Origin of the sequence: Streptomyces zhihengii (genome assembly GCF_016919245.1) — a bacterium.
GTDB classification, from domain to species: Bacteria; Actinomycetota; Actinomycetes; order Streptomycetales; family Streptomycetaceae; genus Streptomyces; species Streptomyces zhihengii.
Genome location: NZ_JAFEJA010000003.1, coordinates 456474 through 477221 on the forward strand (window position 1 = coordinate 456474; position 20748 = coordinate 477221).

A 20748-nucleotide genomic window follows, 5' to 3' on the forward strand; every position below is an offset into this window, starting at 1 on the left:
GGCGGGTCCTAGAAGTCGTCCGTGGCGAGGGGCGGAGCAGGCGAGTCGTGCCGCGCGGTCGGGGCCGGCCGCAGGTGGGCTGTCGGATCGTGGACAGGAGCCGAGGCTGTTGCGTGCCTGGCCTGTATGCCGCGCATCGCGTAGCGGCGGTGGCTCGGGTTGTAGCTGAGGGGGGTGTCGCGGAGTTGGATGTCGGGGGTGTCCTGCGGCGGGCAGTCCAGAAGCATGTTCAGTTCCGCGGGTGGCTGTTCGCGCGGTGGCCGGTGGCTGAGCGGGCCCCGGCCTCCCTGCCAGGGGGTGTTGCGGAGTGCATCCTCGAGCGGAAGGCTGCTGAGGGAGGCGTTGTCCTGCAGGAGCAGTGGGTGCGACGGCGGGCACGAGCGGCGTCCCAGGTAGGGAAGGAACCGCGGCGCATCGACGGCGGTGTACAGGCGCCTGATGAACGTGTCCTCGCCTTCGACGCCGGCGAGGAAGACCGCGTCGGCAAGGTAGTACCGGTCCGACAGGGGCAGGGCGCGTCCGGTGTCTCTGTTCTCCGCCGTGTGGAAGTCACGGATGCGGGAGCCGGGCCGGTCGATGCGGACACCGAAGCGCAGGGCTGCTAGATCGGACAGGTCGGCGTCGCGGGGGCGGCCCTCGGCGCCGGCGAGCAGGCCGAGTACGCCGCTCTTGGTTGGGGCGTTCTCCGTGGTGCGCTGTACGAACCGGGCGGAAGCGCCCCATGACTGGAGGGGGCCGGCCAACCGCAGCAGCAGGGTGGTCATGCGCCGGACTCCAGGCGTTCCGACACCGCCGAGCCGACCTGTTGAAGCAGCGTTTCGAGTGTGAGCGTGCTGCCCAAGTCGGCCAGGCCCTTGGTTTCCTCGCCCACCCGGAACACCCAGGTGGGGTCGGAGTCGAGCCCGTACGCCTGCTCCATCTCCGTGATGTGTGCAGCGAGGCGGTCGCAGCTTTCGCGGAGGAAGCCGCCAGCTGAGGTTTTCGGGATCGGTGTCTCGAAGGCGCCCACGAAGTTCAGGGGCCATCGGTCGCGGAGCTTGACGATGACGACTGAGGGCAGTGTGTGGTGGGCGAAGGTGTTGATCTTTCCGGTTGGGAGGGAGGTGATGAACGCTTCCAGGAAGGATGTGAGTGCCTTTGTCGCGGGGGTGCTCGGGGGTTGTTCCGGTGCGAGACCGGATCCGAGGTTGCGATGGAGTTCGTTCACGTCGACGGCTGCGTACCGGTAGAGGGTTGCGGAGTTGAAGTCGACGGTTCCGATCATTCCGGCGCCGGACTCGGAGTCGCCGCTCTGGTCGTCCACGGCGGTGTAGTAGTCCGACTCCACCTCGGACCGGTGCACGCTGAGGGCGTGCGCGACCTGTGCTGCGGCCTCCACGTTGAGGCCGGCGGCGTCGGCCACCATCCGGCCGAAGAGGGCGATGTCGACGGAGTGCCGGCTGTCGACAGCGGCCCTGGCCTGGGCCTTGTTCTTCTTGTCCTTCAGTTCTGCCTTCAGTGTTGCGGGGTCTCCCCCTCCGCTTGAACCGATGGCGATGTCGGCGAGAGCGTCCAGTTGCCGCCGGCTGAGGAACATCAGGTACTTCGACTCGGGAAGCGTGTCGCTGCCTTGGTCGCCTTCCTTTGTCTTGCGCTTGGGCGTCTCCAGCGTGGATCCGGTAGCGGCCGTCAGCACCTCCTCTGCCAGCTTCACCGCGTTGTCTGCAACGGTTGCGTCCCGCTTCACGATGTGTTCCGCCAGGACTTCCACCACCCGCTTCGTCCGCACACCGAGTTCTTCGGGCGGAAGCAGCTGCTTGAACTGCTCCCTGGTGGCGCGCTTCCAGGCCTGGCTGGAGACCCTCGCCCTGCGTTCCCCCCCGTAGTAAGCGGACTTGGGGGTTCCGGTATCGTCGCGGTTGATGTTGCTGGGCGGCACATTCTGCAGAATGTGAATGTCAATAATGCTGCGTCGCATAACAGTTCAACTCTCGTGTCAGTGTTCTTGCTGGAGCTGAGAGGCGTCCGGGGCCGGGCCCGAGTAGGTAAAGAGCGCCCGGCGGGTTGCAGGCCGCCGTCACCTCTGGTCAGGCGTCCGCGCCCCACGCGTCCCCGGATTCGTCGCCCATGCCGGCGGTCCTGCCGTCCCCGGGCCCGCCCGTCTCCTCGGAGCCTTCCATCTCTGGACCCCAGTACTGGCGGTGCAATTCGACACCCCAGGCACGGGTGACGGAGTCCCGCGCGGTCGGCTGCTGCCAGCGGTACACCTGGTCGGCGAGGCGCACGTAGTCCAGCGGGATGCGGGCCCCGCGCAGCATCAGCACCAGTTCGCGCAAACGAGTGGCCAGGACCATGATGTCCGTGGACGTGCCGACCCGAACGTACCGTTTGCGGACCGTCTCGTTCAGCGCCCCGGCCTCCGAGGGACGCGCGCTGCCCGATTTCGCATCAGTGGGCTCCGCTTCACTGGCCCGGCGTGCAGCATCGGCACCGTCAGCATCGCTCTTGCCCCCGCCCTCCGCGCCCTTCGCCCCGCTCTGGCGTCCGGTCCCCGTCTCCCCGAGGGCCAGCCGCCGCACCGAGCGGCCGAGGGCCCACCCGGGCAGGTGCATGCGCTCATCCCGCATCGACTGCTGATGCAGCGCCCAGAGCGTCACCGCGAGGTGAACGGCGTTGTCCTCTCTCCGCTCCTGCCCCTCACGCGCGGTGTAGCCGCGTGAAGAGAGCAGGGCCGGGTCCACACTGCCCGCTGCTCGCGCCTCCCGCTGGGCGTTGACGCGTTCCAGGCGGAGCGTGCCCAGCGCCTCCAGATGCCCCAGCCCCCATGCCGTGGGCGACTCGTGGGCCTGCCGTCCGGCCTCGCGGCGCAGGCGGGCCACGTCGGCGACCGCCCAAGAAACGTCCTGCCGGTATCCGCCCTGCAGCGCCGGGAGGATGCGGGCGACGGCCATCCCGGGCAGTGGCCGCAGGTAGCTGCCCGGACCCGGTAGGTGCGGTGAATCATCGGTCTTCGGTGCCATCGATAGCTCTCCATAAAGGGAGTCCCGGACCCCGGGCCCGGGAAAGTGATGTCAGTACAGGTCGGCAGGCGGCGCGGAATCAGCGACCCCCTCGGTCCGGCGCGGCGCCGTGCCGAGGACTCTCTCCAACTTGCCGCGGAACCAGAGATCCGCCCGCCCAGCGTCCAGCAGGGTGGCGCCGCGCCCGGGAAGGTCGACCATCCGCCCCTCGACCGCAGGCCGGCCGGCTGAGCGGATTTCCTGGCGGGCCAGCTGGTTCACCTGCCGTCGGACGGTCTCGCGCCACTGCTGCTGTGCCTCCGGCAGATCAGGCTGCTCGGCCAGTTCACGCAGCCACGCGCGATACGGGCCGTCCAAGGCGCCGAAGGCCCGGTCCCGTACGGTGTCCATGGCCGCGTCGGTGTGTTCCCCCCCGGCCGCGCGCACGAGGTTGGCAGCCAATTGGGCGAGCGCCCCCACCGCCTGGTCGGCGTCACTGACGGCGTCGACCGCCGCCGCCCCGTAAACCTCGTTCCCGGCATGGAGCGTGATCACCGGCAGGACCACGGCGTCGTCGACGATCTCGTCGATAACCGACTGCTGCGTGCCGTACTCGACTCCCACCGTCCGCAACCGCACCAGCTTCGACAACGGCAGGAGTTCCTCGTCGGCCAGTTCCGTGGCCAGCAGACCCAGCCACTTGGTGACCCGCGGCCGGAGCCGCTGGGCGGCTTCACCTGGCTTTCCGGTCAGCTCCTCACCGGCCCGCAGGTGCAGGAGACTCGCCAGCCCGCGCCAGGCCGCCCTGCGCGGCTGGTGCCGCAGCGGGGTGTAGTACGGCACCCGCTTGCGCTTCTTCTCCTGCACCTGACTGCGCCGCCAGGCGGTCATCGGTTCCAGCACCCACGGCGACTCCTGAGCGGGCGGGTCGCCGTACCCCAAGACCACGCCGCTCACCGCGTCCGCGTCGGCCACAAGCCGGATACGGCGGGTCTGCCAGGTATACAGGTCACGCAGACCGGCAGGCTCAAGGCCACCTTCCTGGGCCCCGCGCGGGCCTGGCCCGTACGGCTCGTCACAGCACCAGACGGGGCGGTCCATTTCGGTGCGCTCCTCGAAACCGGAGCCGCCGTACGCCTCCTCGAACGGAACGAGGTTGAGCAGCAGCGTCTCCCGCAGTGTCTCGCCCTCCGCGAAGACGCCGCCGAGCACGCCGAGTGAACCCTCACCCAACGGGTAGACCTTGCCCGCCTTGGCCCGGGTGTCCTGCCGCATGGCGGACTTGATGCCCGACACGTCGAACGCGTGCGCGTGCACCAGCCACCGAGCGGCCTCCGCGAACGGGATGCGCTCGACCCCCGGCCAGCGCATCGAGAACAATGCCCCGCCGGACGACGCATCGGCCACGATCCGGCTCAGCGGCCCGACCTCGTCCTTAGCCGTCCGCAGCCCGGCCGATTGGAAGAAGGGCCGTTCCTCATCGAAGAGTTCGAAGCGGTCCGCCATCGTGTCGAGGTAGCTGCACGTGACCTGGCAGAAGCTGTCGTCGGCGTCCGGTTCCCAGAGCTGCAGCCACGCGTCGAGATCCGCGGGCCCCTGGTGGGCGTCGTACAACACCGCCAGCGTCAGCCGTAGCAGAGCAATCTCCTGCGTCGGCACATCACCCACGAACCGGCGGAACTCACCTGCGCGAGCGAACAGTTCTCTAAGCGAAACCTCCTCCACCGCCCCATCGGAGATCCGCTGCACCGGCAGCCAGGCGTTCCGCACCAGATTGAACGCGGGCGGCCGAGCCGACGCGGGACTCACCGCCTCTGCCCGCCCCGCCGCAGAGCCGCCGCCGTCACCGCCAGGCTGCTCCCGCCTCTGCCCGATAGTGGAGGCGTCCCCCTCCGTTCTAACTCCCCCGCCCTGATCCCCCTGCGCGGCATCATTCCGCTCGTCTCCCTTGCTGCGTTTCGCTGCGTCGCCGTGCCCACCAGGCGACTGCTCGCCGGGCATGGCAAAGCTGAGCCCCTCCTGCGGGCTGTAATGCACCTCAAAGCCTGACAGACGGGTCTGACAACGCTCGTCCAGAACGAGAATCAGCTGGCCCGCCAGCCACGGACTCTCCTTCACCTGCCAGGCGGGGACGAGGAACTGTTCCAGTTCGGCAATGGTGCGGTCGATGATCCCCGGGTGGCAGAAACGTCCCGGCAGCGTGAGCGCGCTCGCGGCGACCGCCTCCGCCGCCCGCCTGGACGGAGGGAAATCCACGGGAAGATCGAGGCCGGCCCGCCCGCCGTCCAGCCAGGGCACCGTCGTGATCCTGCCGTCGTCCCACCGCATCACGACCAGCACGTCGAGGCTCTCGTCCGAGTCCCGCACCTGGGCCCGCCCGCTCAGACTGTCGTCCGCATCACCCGCGTGCGCCTCCAGCCACCCATACAGCGGCCGGCCAGGGCGCCCCACATGGCCGAGCAGGAAACCATCCGCCCGACGCCGCTTCGCCTCAAGCAGCGCGGCGTGACGCTCGTGCGCCCGCTCTGCCGCCTCCGCCCACTCCCCGGGACCGATCGCCTCGTCGCTGTAAGCACGTTGCACCAGCAGACTGATGTCGTCGGGCAGCCGCACCGGCACCCCGTCCAAGTGCGGTGCGAGTGCCGCCGACGCCCGCAGAAGCGTCCAATCGCCCCGGTACACCGCCCGCGACGCCTTCACCGGCACCGGCGGCGAGGCCTTCCAATCCACCACACCAGTGATGAGGCACTTCGGCGCAACCAGCCGAACCGGACGACCCGGCGCGGGATGCCGGTGCAACCGACCCATCCGCTGCAGCACGAGATCAACAGGGGCCAGATCCGTCACCAACAGGTCGAAACTGACATCGAGCGACTGCTCCACCACCTGGCTGGCCACCACCACATGACGACCCGGACGGTCACCGCCGGGCCCGTACCGCTCCACCAGTCGCACGTCGTTGACCGCCCGGTCCGCCGCCAAGAACCGCGAATGCGCCACCGTCACCTGACCCTCACCGAACCGCTCACGCAGCACCCGCGCCGCCTCCAGCACACGGGCCACCGTGTTTCGCACAACAAGCGCGCAGCCCCCGTCCGCCAGTTCGGCCTCCAACCGGTCGGCCAGCACAGCGACGTCGTCATCCAACCGCTCCACCACGACCTCCGCACACCGCCCGGAAGCCGCCGCAGGACGCGCGGTGATCGCCTCCCGCCCCCGCGCCACCGCAGTCACCAACGGATACGCGCCCGCAGCCGTCACCACCGCCCGCGCCGCCTCAGCCCCGCCATAGGCCGCAGCCAATTCCTTGCGGCGCGCGGCAGGCAGCGTCGCCGACAGCAGGACGACCGGCACCCCGTACGCAGCCAGCCACTCCAGAGCCCGGTCCAGATACCGACCCATGTACGCGTCATAGGCATGAACCTCGTCGATCACCACGACCTTGCCGGCGACCGCCAAGTGGCGCAGCGCCAGGTGCCGACTCTTCAGACCAGCGAATAGCACCTGATCCACCGTCCCGACAGCGAACGACGCCAGCAACTGCTTCTTACGCCCCCGAAGCCACTGGTGCGCATGCAACCCGGACGGCTGCCATCGCCCCCGTCCGCCCCCGAACGCGTCACCGTCCGGGTCGACCGCCGAAATCGCCCGGCTTCCCTCCCGCAACAGCCCCGCCCAATCACTCTGCAAAGCTGCCTTGGCATGGGCGAGCACGACCGACCAGATACCGCCCCCGTCTCCTGCCGGCAGCGCATCCAGCCAAGACCGCAGCCGCCTGAACATCGCGTCCGACGTCGCTCGGGTCGGCAGCGCCAGCAGCAGCCCACCGGCGCCTGACCGCGCGGCCAGAACCTCCGCCGCCGCAAGCGCCGCCTCCGTCTTCCCCTCACCCATCGGCGCCTCGACGATCAGCAGACCGCTTGTTGCCATCTCCCGCGCCAGACGAACCGCTTCAGCCTGCACCGGGCGCACACCCGCTCCCGCCAACCGCGGAAAGCGCGCGCCGAACAACTCCTCGACAGAGCCTGCAGGCTCCGCGGGGTGCCACGGAGCGGGCAGCTCCAATCCCTCCCAAGCGGCCCGCAGCCGACGAGACTCGCCCCCCTCCAACCACGACTCGGGCGCGTAGGGAAACAGCTCCGGCGCGCTGGCGATCCAGTCGGAGACGATCACCATCGCCGTCAACAGCACCTGGGCGGGCTGCGACAGCCGAACGTCCGCAAGCCTCCCCAGCACCGCCGTGGCATCGCACAGTTCTGCACACCAGTCCAGCAGCTCGAACTGCGTGCGACGCCATACCTCTTCGCTCGCACCCGGATGTCGCAGCAACTGCGGACGCAACCGGACATCGTGAATCTGCCCACTCTCCGGCGGCACCCCGTGGTGCCCGCCGACCACTACGGCGAACTGCCCCGATATCCGGGCACCGAGCGCGTGGCGCTCCCGCAGCCACTCCTGTAGCAGTAACTGCCCCGCCAGCCCATGGGGAGCCAGCCTCCGTGCTTGCCCGTATTCCTTCGCGGTCGGCATGTCCAGCCCGCGGTCCCGCATCGGCCCAGCCAACTCCTCGACCTGACATGCGAATGCGGGCGAGCATTTGCCAATATCATGCGAAGCGGCGAGAAACCGGACAAGCCGCTCCGCTTCCTCCTCGCCCCCCGGTAGACCCTCCCGCACCACCCGCTTCACCGACTCCGGAAGCCACCGCTCCCACAACAACCCCGCCACAGCGCCGCTATCGGCGAGGTGCCGCCATAGCGGGAGCCAACCTTCGTCCCCTCGTGCATGCTTTGCCCAGACAGACCTGGCCGCGTCGGACAAGCCAACGGGCAGAGACTGTGCTGCCGACGAGGCGGACGTGCCCTCTTCGGAGTGTGTGGCCATGCTCTGCCTTCCGTAGCGCACCTGCGGACAGCTGTCGTGTGGAGCCGGGGCGGCCGCCTACGACCGGCGGCCGTACCCCGCCGCCTGTCAGCGCCTGAGCCAGAGCGAAAGTGCAGTTCCGATTGCGACCAGGCTCACCCAGACGAGAGGTCGATTCGGCGAGCCGGAGATCATCGCGCAGATGACAAGCCAGTGGTGGTCGCTGAAATCGGATGAGGTTAAGGCACGCATATAATCTTCCTTGTCTCTGGTTCTCGCTGGATCGGTGACAGGAACGGGACTTGTGCGCTTAGGTACGTCGCCCTACGACGCACCAGCACAAGTCCCGTTCCACTTGCAGGCAATGAGGCCCGGAAGACTCACGCTAGCGCAGCGCCCAGCCTCAATGTGGGCCTTCCAATTAACTGTTGATCGAGCAGTGGACGCACACGAACCCCTCAGTTGCATGGGTCTGGACGGCAAGCACTTCCGCGCAACTACGAGGGCTGAGCCTCGACCAACTGGATGGGTCAACGGTGCGTCACCCCCGCATACGCAGGGACCAAGACTTCGCGCTCGCTCGCACGCGGACCCCTCAGGGGTCACCCCCGCCGCACACGCGGGGAAACCAGAGCATGCATGGGGTCGACCCACCACCAGCGGCGACCATCCCTGAACGCGAGAGCAACGCTACAGCGACTTCCGCCGACCGCGGCTACGACTACGACAAGTACCGTCGGCTACTCCGGGCTCGCGGCATCACAGCGAAATTCGCACGGGTCGTGGAACAGGCCATCGCCTGGCCTCACCAGTTCAAGCGACTCCGGATCCGCTACGAGAGGCGCGCCGACCTCTACCTCGGACTGCTTCGACTCGCCTGCAGCATAGTCTGCTTGATACGACTTCGAACCTCAGGCTGAAACGATCAGTAGGTGCCTGTGGGAACGAGCAGGCCCACAACGCGCTGCACCTGCAAGAGGCCGGGGCCGCCGTCGCGCTCGTCGACGACGTGTCCCCGGCCGCGTTGCAGTCGGCGCTGCATGGGCTGCTCATGTACCCGGAGCGGCGTGCAGCCGTAGCCAGGCGGGCCCGGGAGCAGGGCCGGCCGGATGCCGCGGAGCGCCTGGCCGACGTGGTGCTGGCTGCGGCCGATCGCCGCTGAGGGACCAGTCGGCTGGGCTACGTGGCGGAGGCGGCCCGGGTCCAGTCGGCTCTTGCGCCGAGCAGAGCGGTCTCGCGGAGGTGGTGCGTGACCGCCAGGGCCTCGTCCTGGGGTCGTGGCGGTATGTGCCGCAGCCGGGGCAGGACGTCGCTGATGAGCAGGCGCCCGTGCCGCATGGTCCGCTCCCAGACGTCGCGCACCTCGTCGATGTCCGGCCAGATCGAGAACAGTGCCTCGCCGACGATGGGCCCCGTGTCGATGCCCGCGTCGATGTGATGGACGGTGATCCCGTGAAGTTCCTCGCCGTTGCTTAGCGCCCAGTTCACCGGCCGGGCGCCGCGATACTGCGGCAGCCGGCCGGGGTGACAGTTGATGATGGTGTCCGTCGCCTCGATCAGATGGGGTCCGATGATCCGGTCGTAGAGGACGCTGAAGACGAGATCGCAGCGGCCCGGGTCCAGCTCCCGCCAGTCCCCGGAGGGCACGATCCGCACGTGCGGCCACCGAGATGCCGCTACCTCGGACAGGCGCACGTCCCAGGAGGGCTCGTCGGCGTTGGGCACCACCGTGTCCAGGACGGTATCGGGCAGGCTGGCGATCACGTCGCAGGCGTGGACAGCGAGCGCCCCTTTGCCCAGGACTGCGGCCCGCCTCACTCCAGGGCCCCTTCCAGCCCCGCGACGACCACGCCCACGTCCGCACTGGTCATGTGCTGGTGGAACGGCAGCGTGAGGATCTCCGCTCCGATCATCTCCGTGACCGGCAGCGGCCGGTGCCACTCGACGAATGCCGGCTGCGTGTGATTGGGCGGGTAGTGCGCGCCGACGCCGATGCCCTTGCCCCGCATGATCTCGAACACCCGGTCCCGGTCCGGTACGCGCACAGCGCACAGGGACGGCACGGACCGCTCCGGGTCGACGTCTACGAGCTGGACCCGGTCGACGTCCGCCAGGGCGGCCGCGTAGGTCCGCCATAGCTTGCGCCGTTCGCTGCGCGCCCGGTCGAAGTGCGGCAGTTGCGCCAGGCCGATGGCGGCGTTGAGCTGCGACATGTGGCCGCGGATTCCGACTCGCTCGACCCGGTAGGTGGTGGAGCGGGCTCGTTCCGTGGGGGATTCAACCATGCCGAGGAGCCGCATCTGGCGGGCGGCGGTGGCCTCTTCGCGGGTGCGAGGGACGATCGCACCGCCCTGCCCACAGGTCAGGTTCTTGATCGGGCCGAAGCTGAAGCAGGTCAGCCCGGTCCCCGAGGCTCCGACACGGCGCCGACCGGACATCGATCCGAAGGCGTGCGCGGCGTCCTCCACCACCGTGATGCCACGCTGGTCGAGCTCGGCCTGGACGTCGGTCAGGTCGACCGCGCGGCCGCCGTACAGGACGGGCACTACAGCCCGGGTGGCCGGGGTGAGGGCATCCATCACGTCGGCACCGGTCAGGCACAGGGTGGCAGGGTCGACCTCGGTGAAGCGGGGCGTGGCGCCGGCCGCGAGGATCGCCTGCACGGTGGCGCAGAACGTCATGGACGGGACCAGGACCTCGTCGCCGGGCTGGATGCCGGTCACGGCCAAGGCGTTGTGAAGGGCGTCCGTTCCGGTGGAGACCGCCACGACGTCGGGGACGCCGAGGAGGTCAGCGACGGAGCGCTCGAACTCCTCGGTGACGGACCCGTGCCCGAACTGGCCAGTGCCCAGAACTTCGTCCACGTGCTTCAACTCCTGGCCGTAAAGGCTGGGGCGCGCGTTCTGTGCGTACCCGGGGGGCGTCTGCTCAGGCATGTGAGGGCGTCCTCTCGACGGCGGCGGTGCCGAGCAGCGGAGCCCAGCGGTGCGGGTTGTGGCGGTACCAGTCGACGGTCTCGGCCAGTCCATCGACGAGGTCGCGGGACGGCGCATAGCCCAGAGCACGGGCTTTCGCGCAGTCCATGGCGTAGCGGCGGTCATTCGCCGTACGGTCGGTGATGTAGCGGACGGAGCTCGAGTCGGCACCGCACAGGCTCAGCAGGAAGCCGGTCAGCTCCTCGTTGGTGAGGTCGGTGCCGTCCCCGAGGTTGTAGGCCTCGCCGGGCTGCCCGTGCCGCAGGACCAGCTCGACGCCCTGGCAGTTGTCCTCCACGTGGAGCCAGTTGCGTACGTGCTTGCCGTCCCCGTGGAGTGTGACGGGCAGGCCCTTGAGCAGGCGGGTGATGAACAGCGGGATGATCTTCTCGGGGTGCTGGTTGGGTCCGTAGTTGTTCGACGACCGGGTGATGCACACCGGCACGCCGTAGGTGATCCAGTACGAGAGTGCCCGAGGACGTGTCCTCCCCGCCGACGCGGGGGTGCTCCGCACTCCGACCCCGACACCGAGGTCTACGCCGAGTCCTCCCCGCCGACGCGGGGGTGCTCCGGCTCCGTTCACGGAGTCCTGGCGGGCGCCGGGGTCCTCCCCGCCGACGCGGGGGTGCTCCGGAGAACAAGTCCTACCCGCACCTGATCCGGCTGTCCTCCCCGCCGACGCGGGGGTGTGCCGGACGAGGGCGTTCACATGTCGGGCTGGACCGGTAGAGGCACCGCTGTGCACCGGGCGCGGATATCGGTGAAGTGCCCCCGCTGGGCGGGCGGTCCTGGCAGGCGGACAGCCCAACTGCCAGGTGCCCGGCGGGGGCCGTCACTCTCCCCGCGGGCGCCTGGTGTCCCTCCCTGCCCGTCAGGGCTTCGGTAGCGGCAGACCGGGCAACTGCGGGTGCCGCAGGTGCTGCCCGCCGTCGTGGACTTGCAGGGTGAACGTCTCCGGCCCCGGCCGGCCCGCCTCGTCGTACGAGGACAGCACACGCTCGATCCGTTCCCACAGCGGCACTGGGCCGCCCTCGCGGACCTCCCAGCGCCCGTCTACCGGAGTGAGGGTGGCGGCCGAGCCGGTGACGACGTCGACCAGGTGCACCACCTCGCCGACGGTCGTCATCTGCGCGTCCGGCACGGCACACTGAGCGAGGAACCGCAGGTGAAAGGCCTCTTCGGTCCCGGCAGTGATCCGCTCTGGGCTGTGCCGGGCCGCCCGGCCCGTCTCCGGGAGGCCCGCTGCCCAGTGGGCGGGGTTGCCGAACGCCGGCGCCGCGTGAACGCGGGCGGACATGAAGGAGACGGTGCTGCCCAGCAGGCGGCCCTCGGCGGTGCCGTCGCCGTTCACCGTCAGCAGGACACGGGCGTACCCGTAGAGCCAGCCCGAGAGGGGGAGCAGGATCTTCCCGCCCGGCCGGGCCTGCGCGAGCAGTGCCGGGGGAACAGCCCGAAACGAGCAGGCGGCCACGATCCGGTCGAACTTGGCCTCGGGCCAGTAGCCGTACAGGCCGTCCGCCACCGCCAGGGTGGGCGTGTACCCGCAGCCGTACAGGGTGCTGGCCGCCTGATCCAGCCGGTGCGGATCGACCTCGATGGAGGTCACGCCGGTCGAGCCGAGGCGTTCGCAGGCGAGCGCGGTGGAGTAGCCGGTGCCGGTGCCGATCTCTAGCACCGTGTGGCCCTCGCGCACGTCCGCGTCGGCCCACATACGTACGACGAGCGAGGGCAGCGTGGACGACGAAGTCGGGGCCCCGCCGTGTCGCACGACGGGCTGCTTCCAGTCGGGTTCGTCGCTGTCGAACTGCGTGATCAGCGTCGTGTCGGAGTACGCGGTGGCCAGCCAGCGGCCATAGGCGAGTTCGGCGGTGACCGGCTCCCACGCCGTTAGGCCCTGCCCGTCGCGCTCGTCGGCGGGCAGGTAGAAGCCCGGCACGAACCGGTGCCGAGGCACCCGCTCGACCGCGACCCGCCAGCCGGGATCGGCAAGGACGCCGTCGCTGGCGAGGGCCGTCACCATCGCCTCGCGCAGACGGGCGGCATCGGTCTCGAGGTTGGCGGGCATCGTCATCGCGCCCCGCCTCCTTCCGTGCTCGTACTCAGGATGTCGGCGAACGCCGACGTAATGTCGTCGGCGTCGGGCAGCCAGCCCCACTGGCCGTTCGGATTGCACTCGATGAACACCCAGTCGCCGGGCTCGTGGCCGTCGCCGGTCAGGGCGAAGTCGAAGCAACCGAAGACCAGGCCGAACGCCGACAGGTAGCTGTGCAGCGCTGCCTCGATAGGCGTCGGCACGGCGATCGGGGCGTGCAGCAGGGCGTCCCAGTCGCCGCGACGCCAGTCCAGCGCCCCGTCCGGGGCGGCGATCTGCTGGGCGAACACCCGCCGGCCGACCACGGTCACGCGCACATCGCAGGTCTTGGGGATCTCCGCCTGGAACAGGTGCGCAGTTACCGCGAGCGAGTCGTCGAAGGTGTCGGCATCGACGCGCTGGGCCCAGATCGCTCCGGTGTGCCCGTCCTCGTCGCGGGGCAGGCCCCGGAACGTCTTGTAGATCACGCGTGCGTGGTCGGCGGCGAACTTGCGTGCCTGCTTAACGTCATTGGTGACCAGCGTCGGCGGGATCGTGAGGCCGAGCTGGGCGGCGGTCTGGAGCTGGGCGGGCTTGAAGTCGGCGGCCGTGACCGTGCCGGGGTGGTTCACGTAGAAGGCGCCGTGCAAGTGGTTCAGCACCCCGCCGAGCCCGTGCCGGGCCTCCGCAGCGGCGAAGTCGCGCTGCTGGGCCGGCAGGTGCTCGAACCGGGCGGCGTAGGGGGTGGGACGGCGGTAATACACCGCCGCCACCTCCCCCAGCTCCACCTCCCGGCTGCCGGTGACCAGCCGCCCGGCCCAGGCCGGCGCCCCCGCGCCGATGCGGGCGCCGAAAGCCAGGGAGGGGCCGATGTCGGCCGGGTCGACCCGTACGACGGGCACCTCACGCGCGTTCAGCGCGGCGATGACCCAGTCCGCGGTGACGTCCTCCAGCGCGGTGACGACCAGAACGGTGGAGGCCATCGGTCAGTCCGACGAGTAGTCGGTGGTGTTGTCGTCCTGCGTCTGCGGCTGCGGGGTCTGCCCGTCGCCGCCCCCGGACATCGACGCCGTGCCGGTGGTCTTGGAAGTGCCGTGCTTGCCCATCTCCACCACCCGACCGGCGGCGTCGGTGTAGCGGGCGGTCTGCGTGGCCGCGTCGAGCGTCACCGCGGCGTACGACGGCGGGCCGACCGGAAGCCGGTCGGTGACCAGCCGCATCGCCCACGGAACCTGAGCTGGGGGTGCAAGCGTCGCCATGCGGTTGTCCTTCCCCTTGCCTCATGCGGATAGCCCCTGCGGCTACCGCAGGAGCAGAATGGACCTCCCGCACCAGCCGTGACCAGTACCCTTGAGGCCGCGAACCGTGGCGAAAATGCCACGCTCCGTGACAGTGGAGTCGGGGAGGGTGAGACGGCGATCAGCGGCAGAACCAGCAACCCACACCTTGCGCTATGGATCGCGGCCACCGGCCTGTCCCACGGCGAGATCGCCCGCCGGATCGCCGTCGAAGCGATTCGCCAAGGTCACCGGCAGATCGCCCCGGACGCCACCCGCGTACGCCTCTGGGTCGACGGTGAACGGCCCCGCCCGCCGGTGCCCGCGCTGCTGGCGGCGGTGATCTCGGATGGGGTCAGCCAGTGGCTCACACCGGGTGATCTCGGGCTGACGGCCGCCGGGCCCACGCTGGATACCGTCCAGCTCCCGCTGCTAACCGAGGCAGCCGCCCAGACCCTGGCCGGATGGTGGTGGAGATTGTCACCCGCATGTCCCACCAGATGATCTACCTGGGGCACCCCGATGACGCCCTCGGTCTGCTGGAGGTGGCCGCGGCGAAGGCGAACCTGCCCGCAACCAGGGCGCTGGTCGCCTCCCAGACCGGGCGGGTGCACGCCGCCCTCGGCAACGAGCGTGATGCCGAGCGGCACCTCGGCGCCGCCGACGAATTGGTGGCCGATGGTCTGGGTGACGACGTGCCGGAGTGGGTGGCGTACTTCGACGCGGCTGAGCACGCCGGTGCCCGCGCGGTCTCCGCCCGCGACCTCACCAGCATCGGCCGGCCTCGCCGTGCCAGTGATCACTTCACGGACGCGCTAGCCCTGCGCAGGCCCGGCTTCAACCGGGTGAAGGTCATGGACCGCATCGGGCTGGCCGCCGCGTTGTTCACAGAGAACGAGCCGGAGCAGGGCGCCGCCGCGGCCCACCAGGTCCTGGAAGACGCCGCCCGCGTCGACTCCACGCTGGTCGCTTCCCGCCTCAACACGCTGCTGTACGCCGCCCGGCCGTACCGGACCGCTGCGATGGACGAGGTCCGCACGCGTGCGGCGGATCTCGCCGCGGCCCGGCCGACCGCCGTCGCGGCCTGAGACCATCAAACCTATGGGCAAGCACTCCCGACCCGGACCGCCGAACCAACCGTCCCGCGCGATCCCGCGCGTCGACGCGGGCGACCCGCTGGCCGCATACGAGAAGCGGCGCCGGGCGCCCATGAACGTTCACCGTCGGCACCGCCCGCTCCATGGCGGTGGAGGACACCTCCGCCCGGACGAGCCGCGGGCTCTGGAGGAGTGGAACGGCTTCTCATACGAGCCCGCAGGCACCGCTGCGAACCTCCGGGAAGCCCTGCTATGGGTGAACGGGATCGACCCGGGTACCGAGGCCGCGAGCAAGTAAGTGAGACTGAGCGCCGCCCCGGCGGCCGGGATGAAGCGTCCGGCCGATGCTGCCGCCGCCTGGCCCCTTCCTACGGGTGTGGACATGGCCGCTGGTCGAGGGTTCTCCTGGATAGTCACCCCGTCCGCTTCGCTGACCGGAGGCGCCGTGTACGACACGGTCCACGTCGCAGTGCACCCGACTCGGCCGCTGCCGGGTGACCGTGGCCGGGGACCTCGACGCGGTCAGCGCCCCCCGATGTCCAGGAAGCCCTCCGGGCCGCCGTGGCGTCCCACGACCGGGTCGACGTCGACTGCGGCGGGCTGACGTTCCGCGACTGCACCGGCCTGTCCGCGCTACTGGCCGCCGCCCGCGCGGCGAGAACCGCTGGCAGCGGGCTGCGTCTGTGTGCGGTCCAGCACAGGTTGGCGAGGCTGCTGCGGCTGGCCCACGTCGGCAGCGTCTTCACCATCGAGCAACCCGGCGCACGGTGAAGCGATGGCTGGGCGGGCGCGACGGTGCGTGTACCCACTGCCGGAGAGTGCCCGCAGCGACAAGGCGGTTCTGTGACCGCGCGTGCAGGGCGGCGAATCGCATATGGCGCCGCCACCAGGCCGAAGAGGCCGCTGTCCTGGAGGAGGCCGCCCGCATCGGCGTCCCGTGCGCCCCGGCGCTCGCTCCTGCCTGAAGCGTCCATCGAAGCCGCATACGCCGTGCAGCGTCTGCACATGGAAGGCGGGATCAGCGCCGGACGGCGGCAACCTCACCCGCCGTGCAGCGGCAGCTCGGCGCGGACCAGCCGGGCTTCGGCGCGCTGTTCGTTGACATGCCGGTGCCCGAGGGACGGCTGATCACCCCCGGCCGACTCTTCCAGCCGAAGGCCGAGGCCGAGGTCGCCCCGGTCCTCGGCACGGACCTGCCGCATCGCGACCCGACCGTCGCCGACCTGCTGCGCACCACGGCGTTCGCGCTGCCCGCGCTGGAGATCGTCGACAGCCGCATCGCCGAGTAGGACATCACCATCGTCGACACCGTCGCAGACAACGCCTCCTGCGGCCTGTACGTCCTGGGCGGCACCCCCGTCCCCCCCGGACCGCGTCGATCTGCGGGCCGTGACGATGACCCTCACCAAGAACGGCAAGACGGTCTCCGAGGGCACCGGCGCCGACTGCCTCGGCAGCCCACTCACCGCCGCCCTCTGGCTCGCCTCCACCCTCGCCGGGCTCGGCGAACCGCTGCGGGCCGGCGAAATCGTCCTGACCGGTGCCCTCGGGCCGATGGCAGTCGCTGCCGCGGGAGACCAGTTCACCGCGCACATCGAAGGGCTCGGCACGGTCACGACCACGTTCGCGTCCACCGCCACGGAGGGAGCCGCAGCATGAGCACGAAGGTCGCCGTCATCGGATCGGATATCGGCACCGATCTGATGATCAAGATCCTGCGGCTCTCCGACTCCCTGGAGATCGCCGCCATGGTCGGGATCGATCCCGAATCCGACGGCTTGCCCCGCGCCCGCCGCCTCAGGGGCGCCACCACCCACGAGGGCGTCGACGATGGTGGGGTCCGCTCTGCCCGTGCGGGGCTGAACTACCGGAGCGCTCTGCCTCCATCCTCGTAGATGTCCGCCTCGCCTGCGCGGGGCTGAACCGGTCGGCACCCGGCCCGGGGTTGCCGCCTCCCTGTCCGCTCCGCCCGCGCGGGGCTGAACCGTCCGCAGCACTGATATTTCTGTCCTACCCTGGGTCCGCTCCGCCTGCGCAGGGCTGAACCGGTCGGGCCCGGCTACGTCGACATCGTTCAGACGTCCGCTCCGCCTCCGCGGGGTTGAACCGCTCGACCTGTCCGAGCGCACCGTGCAGTACCAGTCCGCTCCGCCCGCGCGGGGCTGAACCGGAACACCCTAAGTCACCGAAGAAGATCGACGCGTCCGCGCTCCGCCCGCGCGGGGCTGAACCGGAACACCCTAAGTCACCGAAGAAGATCGACGCGTCCGCGCTCCGCCCGCGCGGGGCTGAACCGCCCCTCACCAACCCCAACGACCTGATCGCCCAGTCCGCTTCCGGGGAGGGATCAGAGGAGGAGGGCGGCGGGCAGCGTCTCGAAGGCCCGCAAGGTCGCCGCCCGGCCTCGGACGCCGTATCCGGCGGCCAGCTGGGCCGGGTGGTCGTGCAGGGCCGCGACCAGGGCGCGCAGGCCGGCCTCAAAAGCGGGTCTGCCCCCTTCTGAGACTTGCATTCTACGAAAATCCGGACCCATGGCGGCTTTTCAGACCTCTGCCGCCTCCGACCGGTCGGATGCCAACGACGTGGAACAGCAAGCCTGTCCGAAGTGTGACGCACAGCCCGGCTCGGCGTGCCCCTCACGCGGAGGTGGTCCGCGCTGCACCACGGCGAGCACGGCGGCGATGCTGTCGACCCCGCGCCCGCTGGGATGCTCCGGACGCTTCGGCGTCTGCAACACGCCACACCGCGTCGACCCCGCTCGCGCGGTGCTGATCCGACTGGTGTCCGGGCTCCGGTCGCTACTCCACTTGTCTCGGGCTCCGTCATCCGTCCGCACAGAGCGTTGGCCCAGGTCGGCGGGGATGCTCAGGTCAAGTGCCAGAGGTGTATAGCGTTTAGCTCGGGCCGGCGGTGAGTGAGTCCTACAAGGGCCGCGGGGGAGGTCGACCTCGCCGCCTGCGGGGATACTTCGGCGGCCGTGATCCGGGAGTGGGGCGTGGCGACGTCGGCTTGGCGCGTGGGAGAGTGCTCGCCGAAATGGGGCCTGGGTCCGGGCGTTTGTGGATGGTGCTTTCCGTACGTTTAGGAGACCAGGCCCTTGTGGCAGGGCCTGTCTCATATTCCGGGCGATGTCGGTGTCTTGCGGCCCGTCCCCGCTTCAGAGAGCGGGCCTCCCATATCGCTGCTCACTGCAGTTCTCATCATGCGGGCAGTTGCCCGGCTTACAGGTGCCGCGGCCAGTGTGCGCACATCGAGAGCGCCTCCGGGTGACGGCGAGTGGCTAGTCGAGCCCTCTGCCAGTGGCTTGGCCGGGTGCGCTCTCTCACTCGCCCGCGTCCTGCACTGGAGCTGCCCTATGTCCTCTTCTTCCTCGTTCCGTCCGACGAAGCCTTCTGGCTGGCTGGCGCCGCCCCCTCTGCGGGTCCTGGACTGGCAGCGCCGCCAGGAAGCGTTCACTCGCTCCAACTTGTGCCATCTCATGCTGCGCACTGCCCTGGAGAACGGGCACTGGACCTTGCTGCCTCTGCCGGGCGAGATTGCCGCTTTGCCTCCTGCTGCCATCAACGCTGAGTTCGCTGCACTGACGCTGATGATGGGGGAAGCGGACCGGCTGCGTTCGGCGCGCAGTTACAGCGTTGGGGCCAACGCCACCGGGCTGGCTGTCGCGGCGACTGCTGGGTCGTCGCCGGGGGAGGCGATCAGTCTTGACCGGGCGCCGAGTCCGCATGGCTTGATGCTGTTTGCCGATCCGATCGGGTCCGATGTGGCGATGTATGACACGCCGGCCGGGCCGGTGGAGATACACACTCCGATCGTGGCTGTGTCGTGGTCGGTGTGGGATGGGACCCGTCATGAGGTCGGTGGCCGCCCGGTGACGTGGATGCACCACAATCCTGACGGCGCCCCTTCGCTGCTGGATCCGTCGATGCGGGGCGTATGGATGACGTTCTACGCTCCTCGGGTCCAGGACACAGTGGGTATCGATCCCGACCAGCCTGTGGCTGTCGACCAGGATGGCAGTCCGGTCACGGCGGCGCAGTCGGTGACTGCTGACATGTCCTTCCAGCGCCGTGACCCTCACTTGTTCGGGCCCTTGGCGTGGAATAACGAACTCGTTCTGCCTGAAGGCGACGTGTTTGGCGACATCCGTCCGCACACCGCTCAGGAGTGGGCTGCGACCGTCTATACCACGTGGCAGATCATGCAGCAGAGTGGGCGATCGCTGCTCACCGAGGAGCGGCGGCATACGCTGCCGCCTGCGGCGCGGAAGAAGGCTGCTGCCAAGGCCCGTACCACCGGGGCCGCGCAGAAGATCGGTGATGGTGCTGTGCGTGTTGTCGATCTTGCTGCCCCGGCCCGCCCGCCGCAGCAGGCTGCGGACCGGGACAAGGCTGCGTCCGACGGCCGCCGTACTGTCAACTGGTCTTGCCGCTGGCCCGTTCCGCCCTACCGGCGCAGCACCTGCACGAACCCGTACCTTCATCACAAGCTGAACGACACGCTTCATGAGCATCATGAACACCGGGAGGAGATCATGCCTCTGCGGATCAAGGGCCCTGCGGACAAGCCGTTGCGCATGCCGTCGGGTACCACGTTCACGTTCGACACCCCCTCCTCGTAGGGTCCCAGCCCGTGGGTCGGCCAGAGCGGGGCGTGTCGGTGCCCCGGTCTGCCGTCCCTGAGGGGCGTGTACGTCTTCTGTGCTGCGGCGGTGTGAGGGGTGGGCAGGTCGAGCGAACTGCCCGCGGCCGCCGTCCCGCATGCGGCGACATGGACGGTGCGGGCATCGTGCTGGCTGGACATGCGCAGTCGTCCGCTGATGACTGGCCCGCATGGGTTCCGGGTTCGGGGCTGGCCGTGTACGCGCCGCCCGGAGTGTGGCGGCGCTGCGGTACACGGGTTGTGCGACTTGGTGGCCTCCGAGGCAGTGTCCGGGGCATCGAGAGCGAGGTTCCCGCCCCCCGGTCGTGAGGCCGGTGGTGGTCGAGCCCGGCCCGGCGGATGCCCGGCCGCCTGTTCTCGACTCCTGTCGCCCCTGCCCTGGAGTTGCCATGCCCGCGCCTGCCCGCTCAACGGTCACTGCCTCTCGCACCGCCCCGGCAGCATCGGCCCACCCGGTTGTCTACGACGGTCCCCGCGTCCCCGCTGCCCCGTTCCTCCTTTGTGCCCGCGCTGGCAGGGCACATGCAGTCCTGCCGTCCTTCCGTGACGGCGACAGCGTCAGTTGTCCGCGAGGCACTGAGTGGATGCGCTACGAGGGTCGGTGGATCCTCCCGGGGCAGCCGCAGGGCCTGACCCTGGCCGACGGAACAGTCGCTGCCTGGTGGCAGGCCCGGCACGAGCCCGACGGCAGGTTCGCACTGGTCCACCGGCTGGATCCTGCGGAGACCTGCCTGATCTCCGGTTGGCACTACACCAGCGCGACACTCATCCGGAACGTGCCGGTTCGACAGCCGATCCCCGGCCCGCAGCTGCGTCACCTGGCCC

The 20748-nt window shown here is 69.8% G+C and carries 15 protein-coding genes and 4 pseudogenes; 8 read left to right on the forward strand and 11 right to left on the reverse strand.

Features of this window, described 5'->3' with window-relative positions; all coding sequences use genetic code 11:
- Window positions 1–8: 8 nt before the first annotated feature.
- The 4 genes from cas5e to casA all read right to left on the reverse strand — a co-directional run bounded on the left by cas5e (window position 9) and on the right by casA (window position 7862).
- A complete protein-coding gene (gene cas5e / locus JE024_RS39780; RefSeq protein WP_205378822.1) occupies window positions 9–764 on the reverse strand; it encodes a type I-E CRISPR-associated protein Cas5/CasD in 756 nt (251 codons plus the stop codon).
- The gene (gene cas7e, locus JE024_RS39785) at window positions 761–1957 is read right to left on the reverse strand and encodes a type I-E CRISPR-associated protein Cas7/Cse4/CasC (RefSeq protein ID WP_205378823.1); all 1197 of its coding nucleotides are present in this window, start codon (window positions 1955–1957) and stop codon (window positions 761–763) included. Before cas7e ends, cas5e begins: the two co-directional genes overlap by 4 nt.
- 109 nt (window positions 1958–2066) lie before the next feature.
- Complete coding sequence (gene casB / locus JE024_RS39790; protein ID WP_205378824.1) at window positions 2067–2930, reverse strand: type I-E CRISPR-associated protein Cse2/CasB; 864 nt, start codon at window positions 2928–2930, stop codon at window positions 2067–2069.
- 120 nt (window positions 2931–3050) lie between these two features.
- Window positions 3051–7862, reverse strand: a complete 4812-nt coding sequence (gene casA / locus JE024_RS39795) for a type I-E CRISPR-associated protein Cse1/CasA (protein ID WP_205378825.1) — start codon at window positions 7860–7862, stop codon at window positions 3051–3053.
- 683 nt (window positions 7863–8545) lie between these two features.
- Here casA and JE024_RS39800 point away from each other — a divergent pair.
- Window positions 8546–8761 (forward strand): annotated as a pseudogene (locus JE024_RS39800) (IS5/IS1182 family transposase); the annotation flags it as partial.
- 259 nt (window positions 8762–9020) lie between these two features.
- On the opposite strand, the gene JE024_RS39805 reads toward JE024_RS39800, so the two are convergent.
- From JE024_RS39805 to JE024_RS39830, 6 genes are all read right to left on the reverse strand, one after another.
- Entirely contained in the window at window positions 9021–9659 is a 639-nt protein-coding gene (locus JE024_RS39805) for a formyl transferase (protein ID WP_205378826.1), read from the reverse strand.
- Window positions 9656–10777: a DegT/DnrJ/EryC1/StrS family aminotransferase gene (locus tag JE024_RS39810; RefSeq protein WP_205378827.1), complete on the reverse strand. Its 1122-nt coding sequence runs from the start codon at window positions 10775–10777 to the stop codon at window positions 9656–9658. The genes JE024_RS39805 and JE024_RS39810 overlap by 4 nt, the downstream gene beginning before the upstream one ends.
- Window positions 10770–11255, reverse strand: a complete 486-nt coding sequence (locus JE024_RS39815) for an NAD-dependent epimerase/dehydratase family protein (protein WP_205378828.1) — start codon at window positions 11253–11255, stop codon at window positions 10770–10772. The genes JE024_RS39810 and JE024_RS39815 overlap by 8 nt, the downstream gene beginning before the upstream one ends.
- 432 nt (window positions 11256–11687) lie before the next feature.
- Window positions 11688–12887 (reverse strand): ATP-grasp peptide maturase system methyltransferase, encoded by a 1200-nt coding sequence (gene tgmC / locus JE024_RS39820; RefSeq protein ID WP_205378829.1) that lies wholly within the window; start codon window positions 12885–12887, stop codon window positions 11688–11690.
- Window positions 12884–13870, reverse strand: a complete 987-nt coding sequence (gene tgmB / locus JE024_RS39825) for an ATP-grasp ribosomal peptide maturase (RefSeq protein ID WP_205378830.1) — start codon at window positions 13868–13870, stop codon at window positions 12884–12886. Before tgmB ends, tgmC begins: the two co-directional genes overlap by 4 nt.
- A gap of 3 nt (window positions 13871–13873) precedes the next feature.
- Window positions 13874–14146: a putative ATP-grasp-modified RiPP gene (locus tag JE024_RS39830; protein ID WP_205378831.1), complete on the reverse strand. Its 273-nt coding sequence runs from the start codon at window positions 14144–14146 to the stop codon at window positions 13874–13876.
- A gap of 78 nt (window positions 14147–14224) precedes the next feature.
- Between JE024_RS39830 and JE024_RS41790 the strand changes: the two genes are divergently transcribed.
- From JE024_RS41790 to JE024_RS39850, 6 genes and pseudogenes are all read left to right on the forward strand, one after another.
- Window positions 14225–14668, forward strand: coding sequence for a hypothetical protein (locus JE024_RS41790; RefSeq protein ID WP_244883743.1), 444 nt, complete (start codon window positions 14225–14227; stop codon window positions 14666–14668).
- On the forward strand, window positions 14629–15252 hold the full coding sequence (locus JE024_RS39835; RefSeq protein WP_244883745.1) for an NsdA family TPR-like regulatory protein: 624 nt from the start codon (window positions 14629–14631) through the stop codon (window positions 15250–15252). The genes JE024_RS41790 and JE024_RS39835 overlap by 40 nt, the downstream gene beginning before the upstream one ends.
- Before the next feature lie 13 nt (window positions 15253–15265).
- Window positions 15266–15559: a DUF6087 family protein gene (locus JE024_RS42060; protein ID WP_280521600.1), complete on the forward strand. Its 294-nt coding sequence runs from the start codon at window positions 15266–15268 to the stop codon at window positions 15557–15559.
- Window positions 15560–15792: 233 nt separating this feature from the next.
- Window positions 15793–16032, forward strand: a pseudogene (locus tag JE024_RS39840) (STAS domain-containing protein); the annotation flags it as partial.
- A 101-nt stretch (window positions 16033–16133) separates the two neighbouring features.
- Window positions 16134–16920, forward strand: a pseudogene (locus JE024_RS39845) (fumarylacetoacetate hydrolase family protein).
- Window positions 16917–17090 (forward strand): annotated as a pseudogene (locus JE024_RS39850) (acetaldehyde dehydrogenase (acetylating)); the annotation flags it as partial. The pseudogenes JE024_RS39845 and JE024_RS39850, both read left to right, overlap by 4 nt.
- Before the next feature lie 518 nt (window positions 17091–17608).
- On the opposite strand, the gene JE024_RS39855 reads toward JE024_RS39850, so the two are convergent.
- The gene (locus tag JE024_RS39855; protein ID WP_205378832.1) at window positions 17609–17773 is read right to left on the reverse strand and encodes a hypothetical protein; all 165 of its coding nucleotides are present in this window, start codon (window positions 17771–17773) and stop codon (window positions 17609–17611) included.
- A gap of 843 nt (window positions 17774–18616) precedes the next feature.
- On the opposite strand from JE024_RS39855, the gene JE024_RS39860 reads away from it, so the two are divergent.
- Complete coding sequence (locus tag JE024_RS39860; RefSeq protein WP_205378833.1) at window positions 18617–19882, forward strand: hypothetical protein; 1266 nt, start codon at window positions 18617–18619, stop codon at window positions 19880–19882.
- Window positions 19883–20748: the final 866 nt, after the last annotated feature.

What these genes read in the sequence shown, in the direction of transcription:
- cas5e (WP_205378822.1), bottom strand. Translation starts at nt 764, where the DNA reads ATGACCACCCTGCTGCTGCGGTTGGCCGGCCCCCTCCAGTCATGGGGC.
- cas7e (WP_205378823.1), bottom strand. Translation starts at nt 1,957, where the DNA reads ATGCGACGCAGCATTATTGACATTCACATTCTGCAGAATGTGCCGCCC.
- casB (WP_205378824.1), bottom strand. Translation starts at nt 2,930, where the DNA reads ATGGCCGTCGCCCGCATCCTCCCGGCGCTGCAGGGCGGATACCGGCAG.
- casA (WP_205378825.1), bottom strand. Translation starts at nt 7,862, where the DNA reads ATGGCCACACACTCCGAAGAGGGCACGTCCGCCTCGTCGGCAGCACAG.
- JE024_RS39810 (WP_205378827.1), bottom strand. Translation starts at nt 10,777, where the DNA reads ATGCCTGAGCAGACGCCCCCCGGGTACGCACAGAACGCGCGCCCCAGC.
- tgmC (WP_205378829.1), bottom strand. Translation starts at nt 12,887, where the DNA reads ATGACGATGCCCGCCAACCTCGAGACCGATGCCGCCCGTCTGCGCGAG.
- tgmB (WP_205378830.1), bottom strand. Translation starts at nt 13,870, where the DNA reads ATGGCCTCCACCGTTCTGGTCGTCACCGCGCTGGAGGACGTCACCGCG.
- JE024_RS39830 (WP_205378831.1), bottom strand. Translation starts at nt 14,146, where the DNA reads ATGGCGACGCTTGCACCCCCAGCTCAGGTTCCGTGGGCGATGCGGCTG.
- JE024_RS39835 (WP_244883745.1), top strand. Translation starts at nt 14,629, where the DNA reads ATGGTGGTGGAGATTGTCACCCGCATGTCCCACCAGATGATCTACCTG.
- JE024_RS42060 (WP_280521600.1), top strand. Translation starts at nt 15,266, where the DNA reads ATGGGCAAGCACTCCCGACCCGGACCGCCGAACCAACCGTCCCGCGCG.
- JE024_RS39855 (WP_205378832.1), bottom strand. Translation starts at nt 17,773, where the DNA reads ATGCAAGTCTCAGAAGGGGGCAGACCCGCTTTTGAGGCCGGCCTGCGC.
- JE024_RS39860 (WP_205378833.1), top strand. Translation starts at nt 18,617, where the DNA reads ATGTCCTCTTCTTCCTCGTTCCGTCCGACGAAGCCTTCTGGCTGGCTG.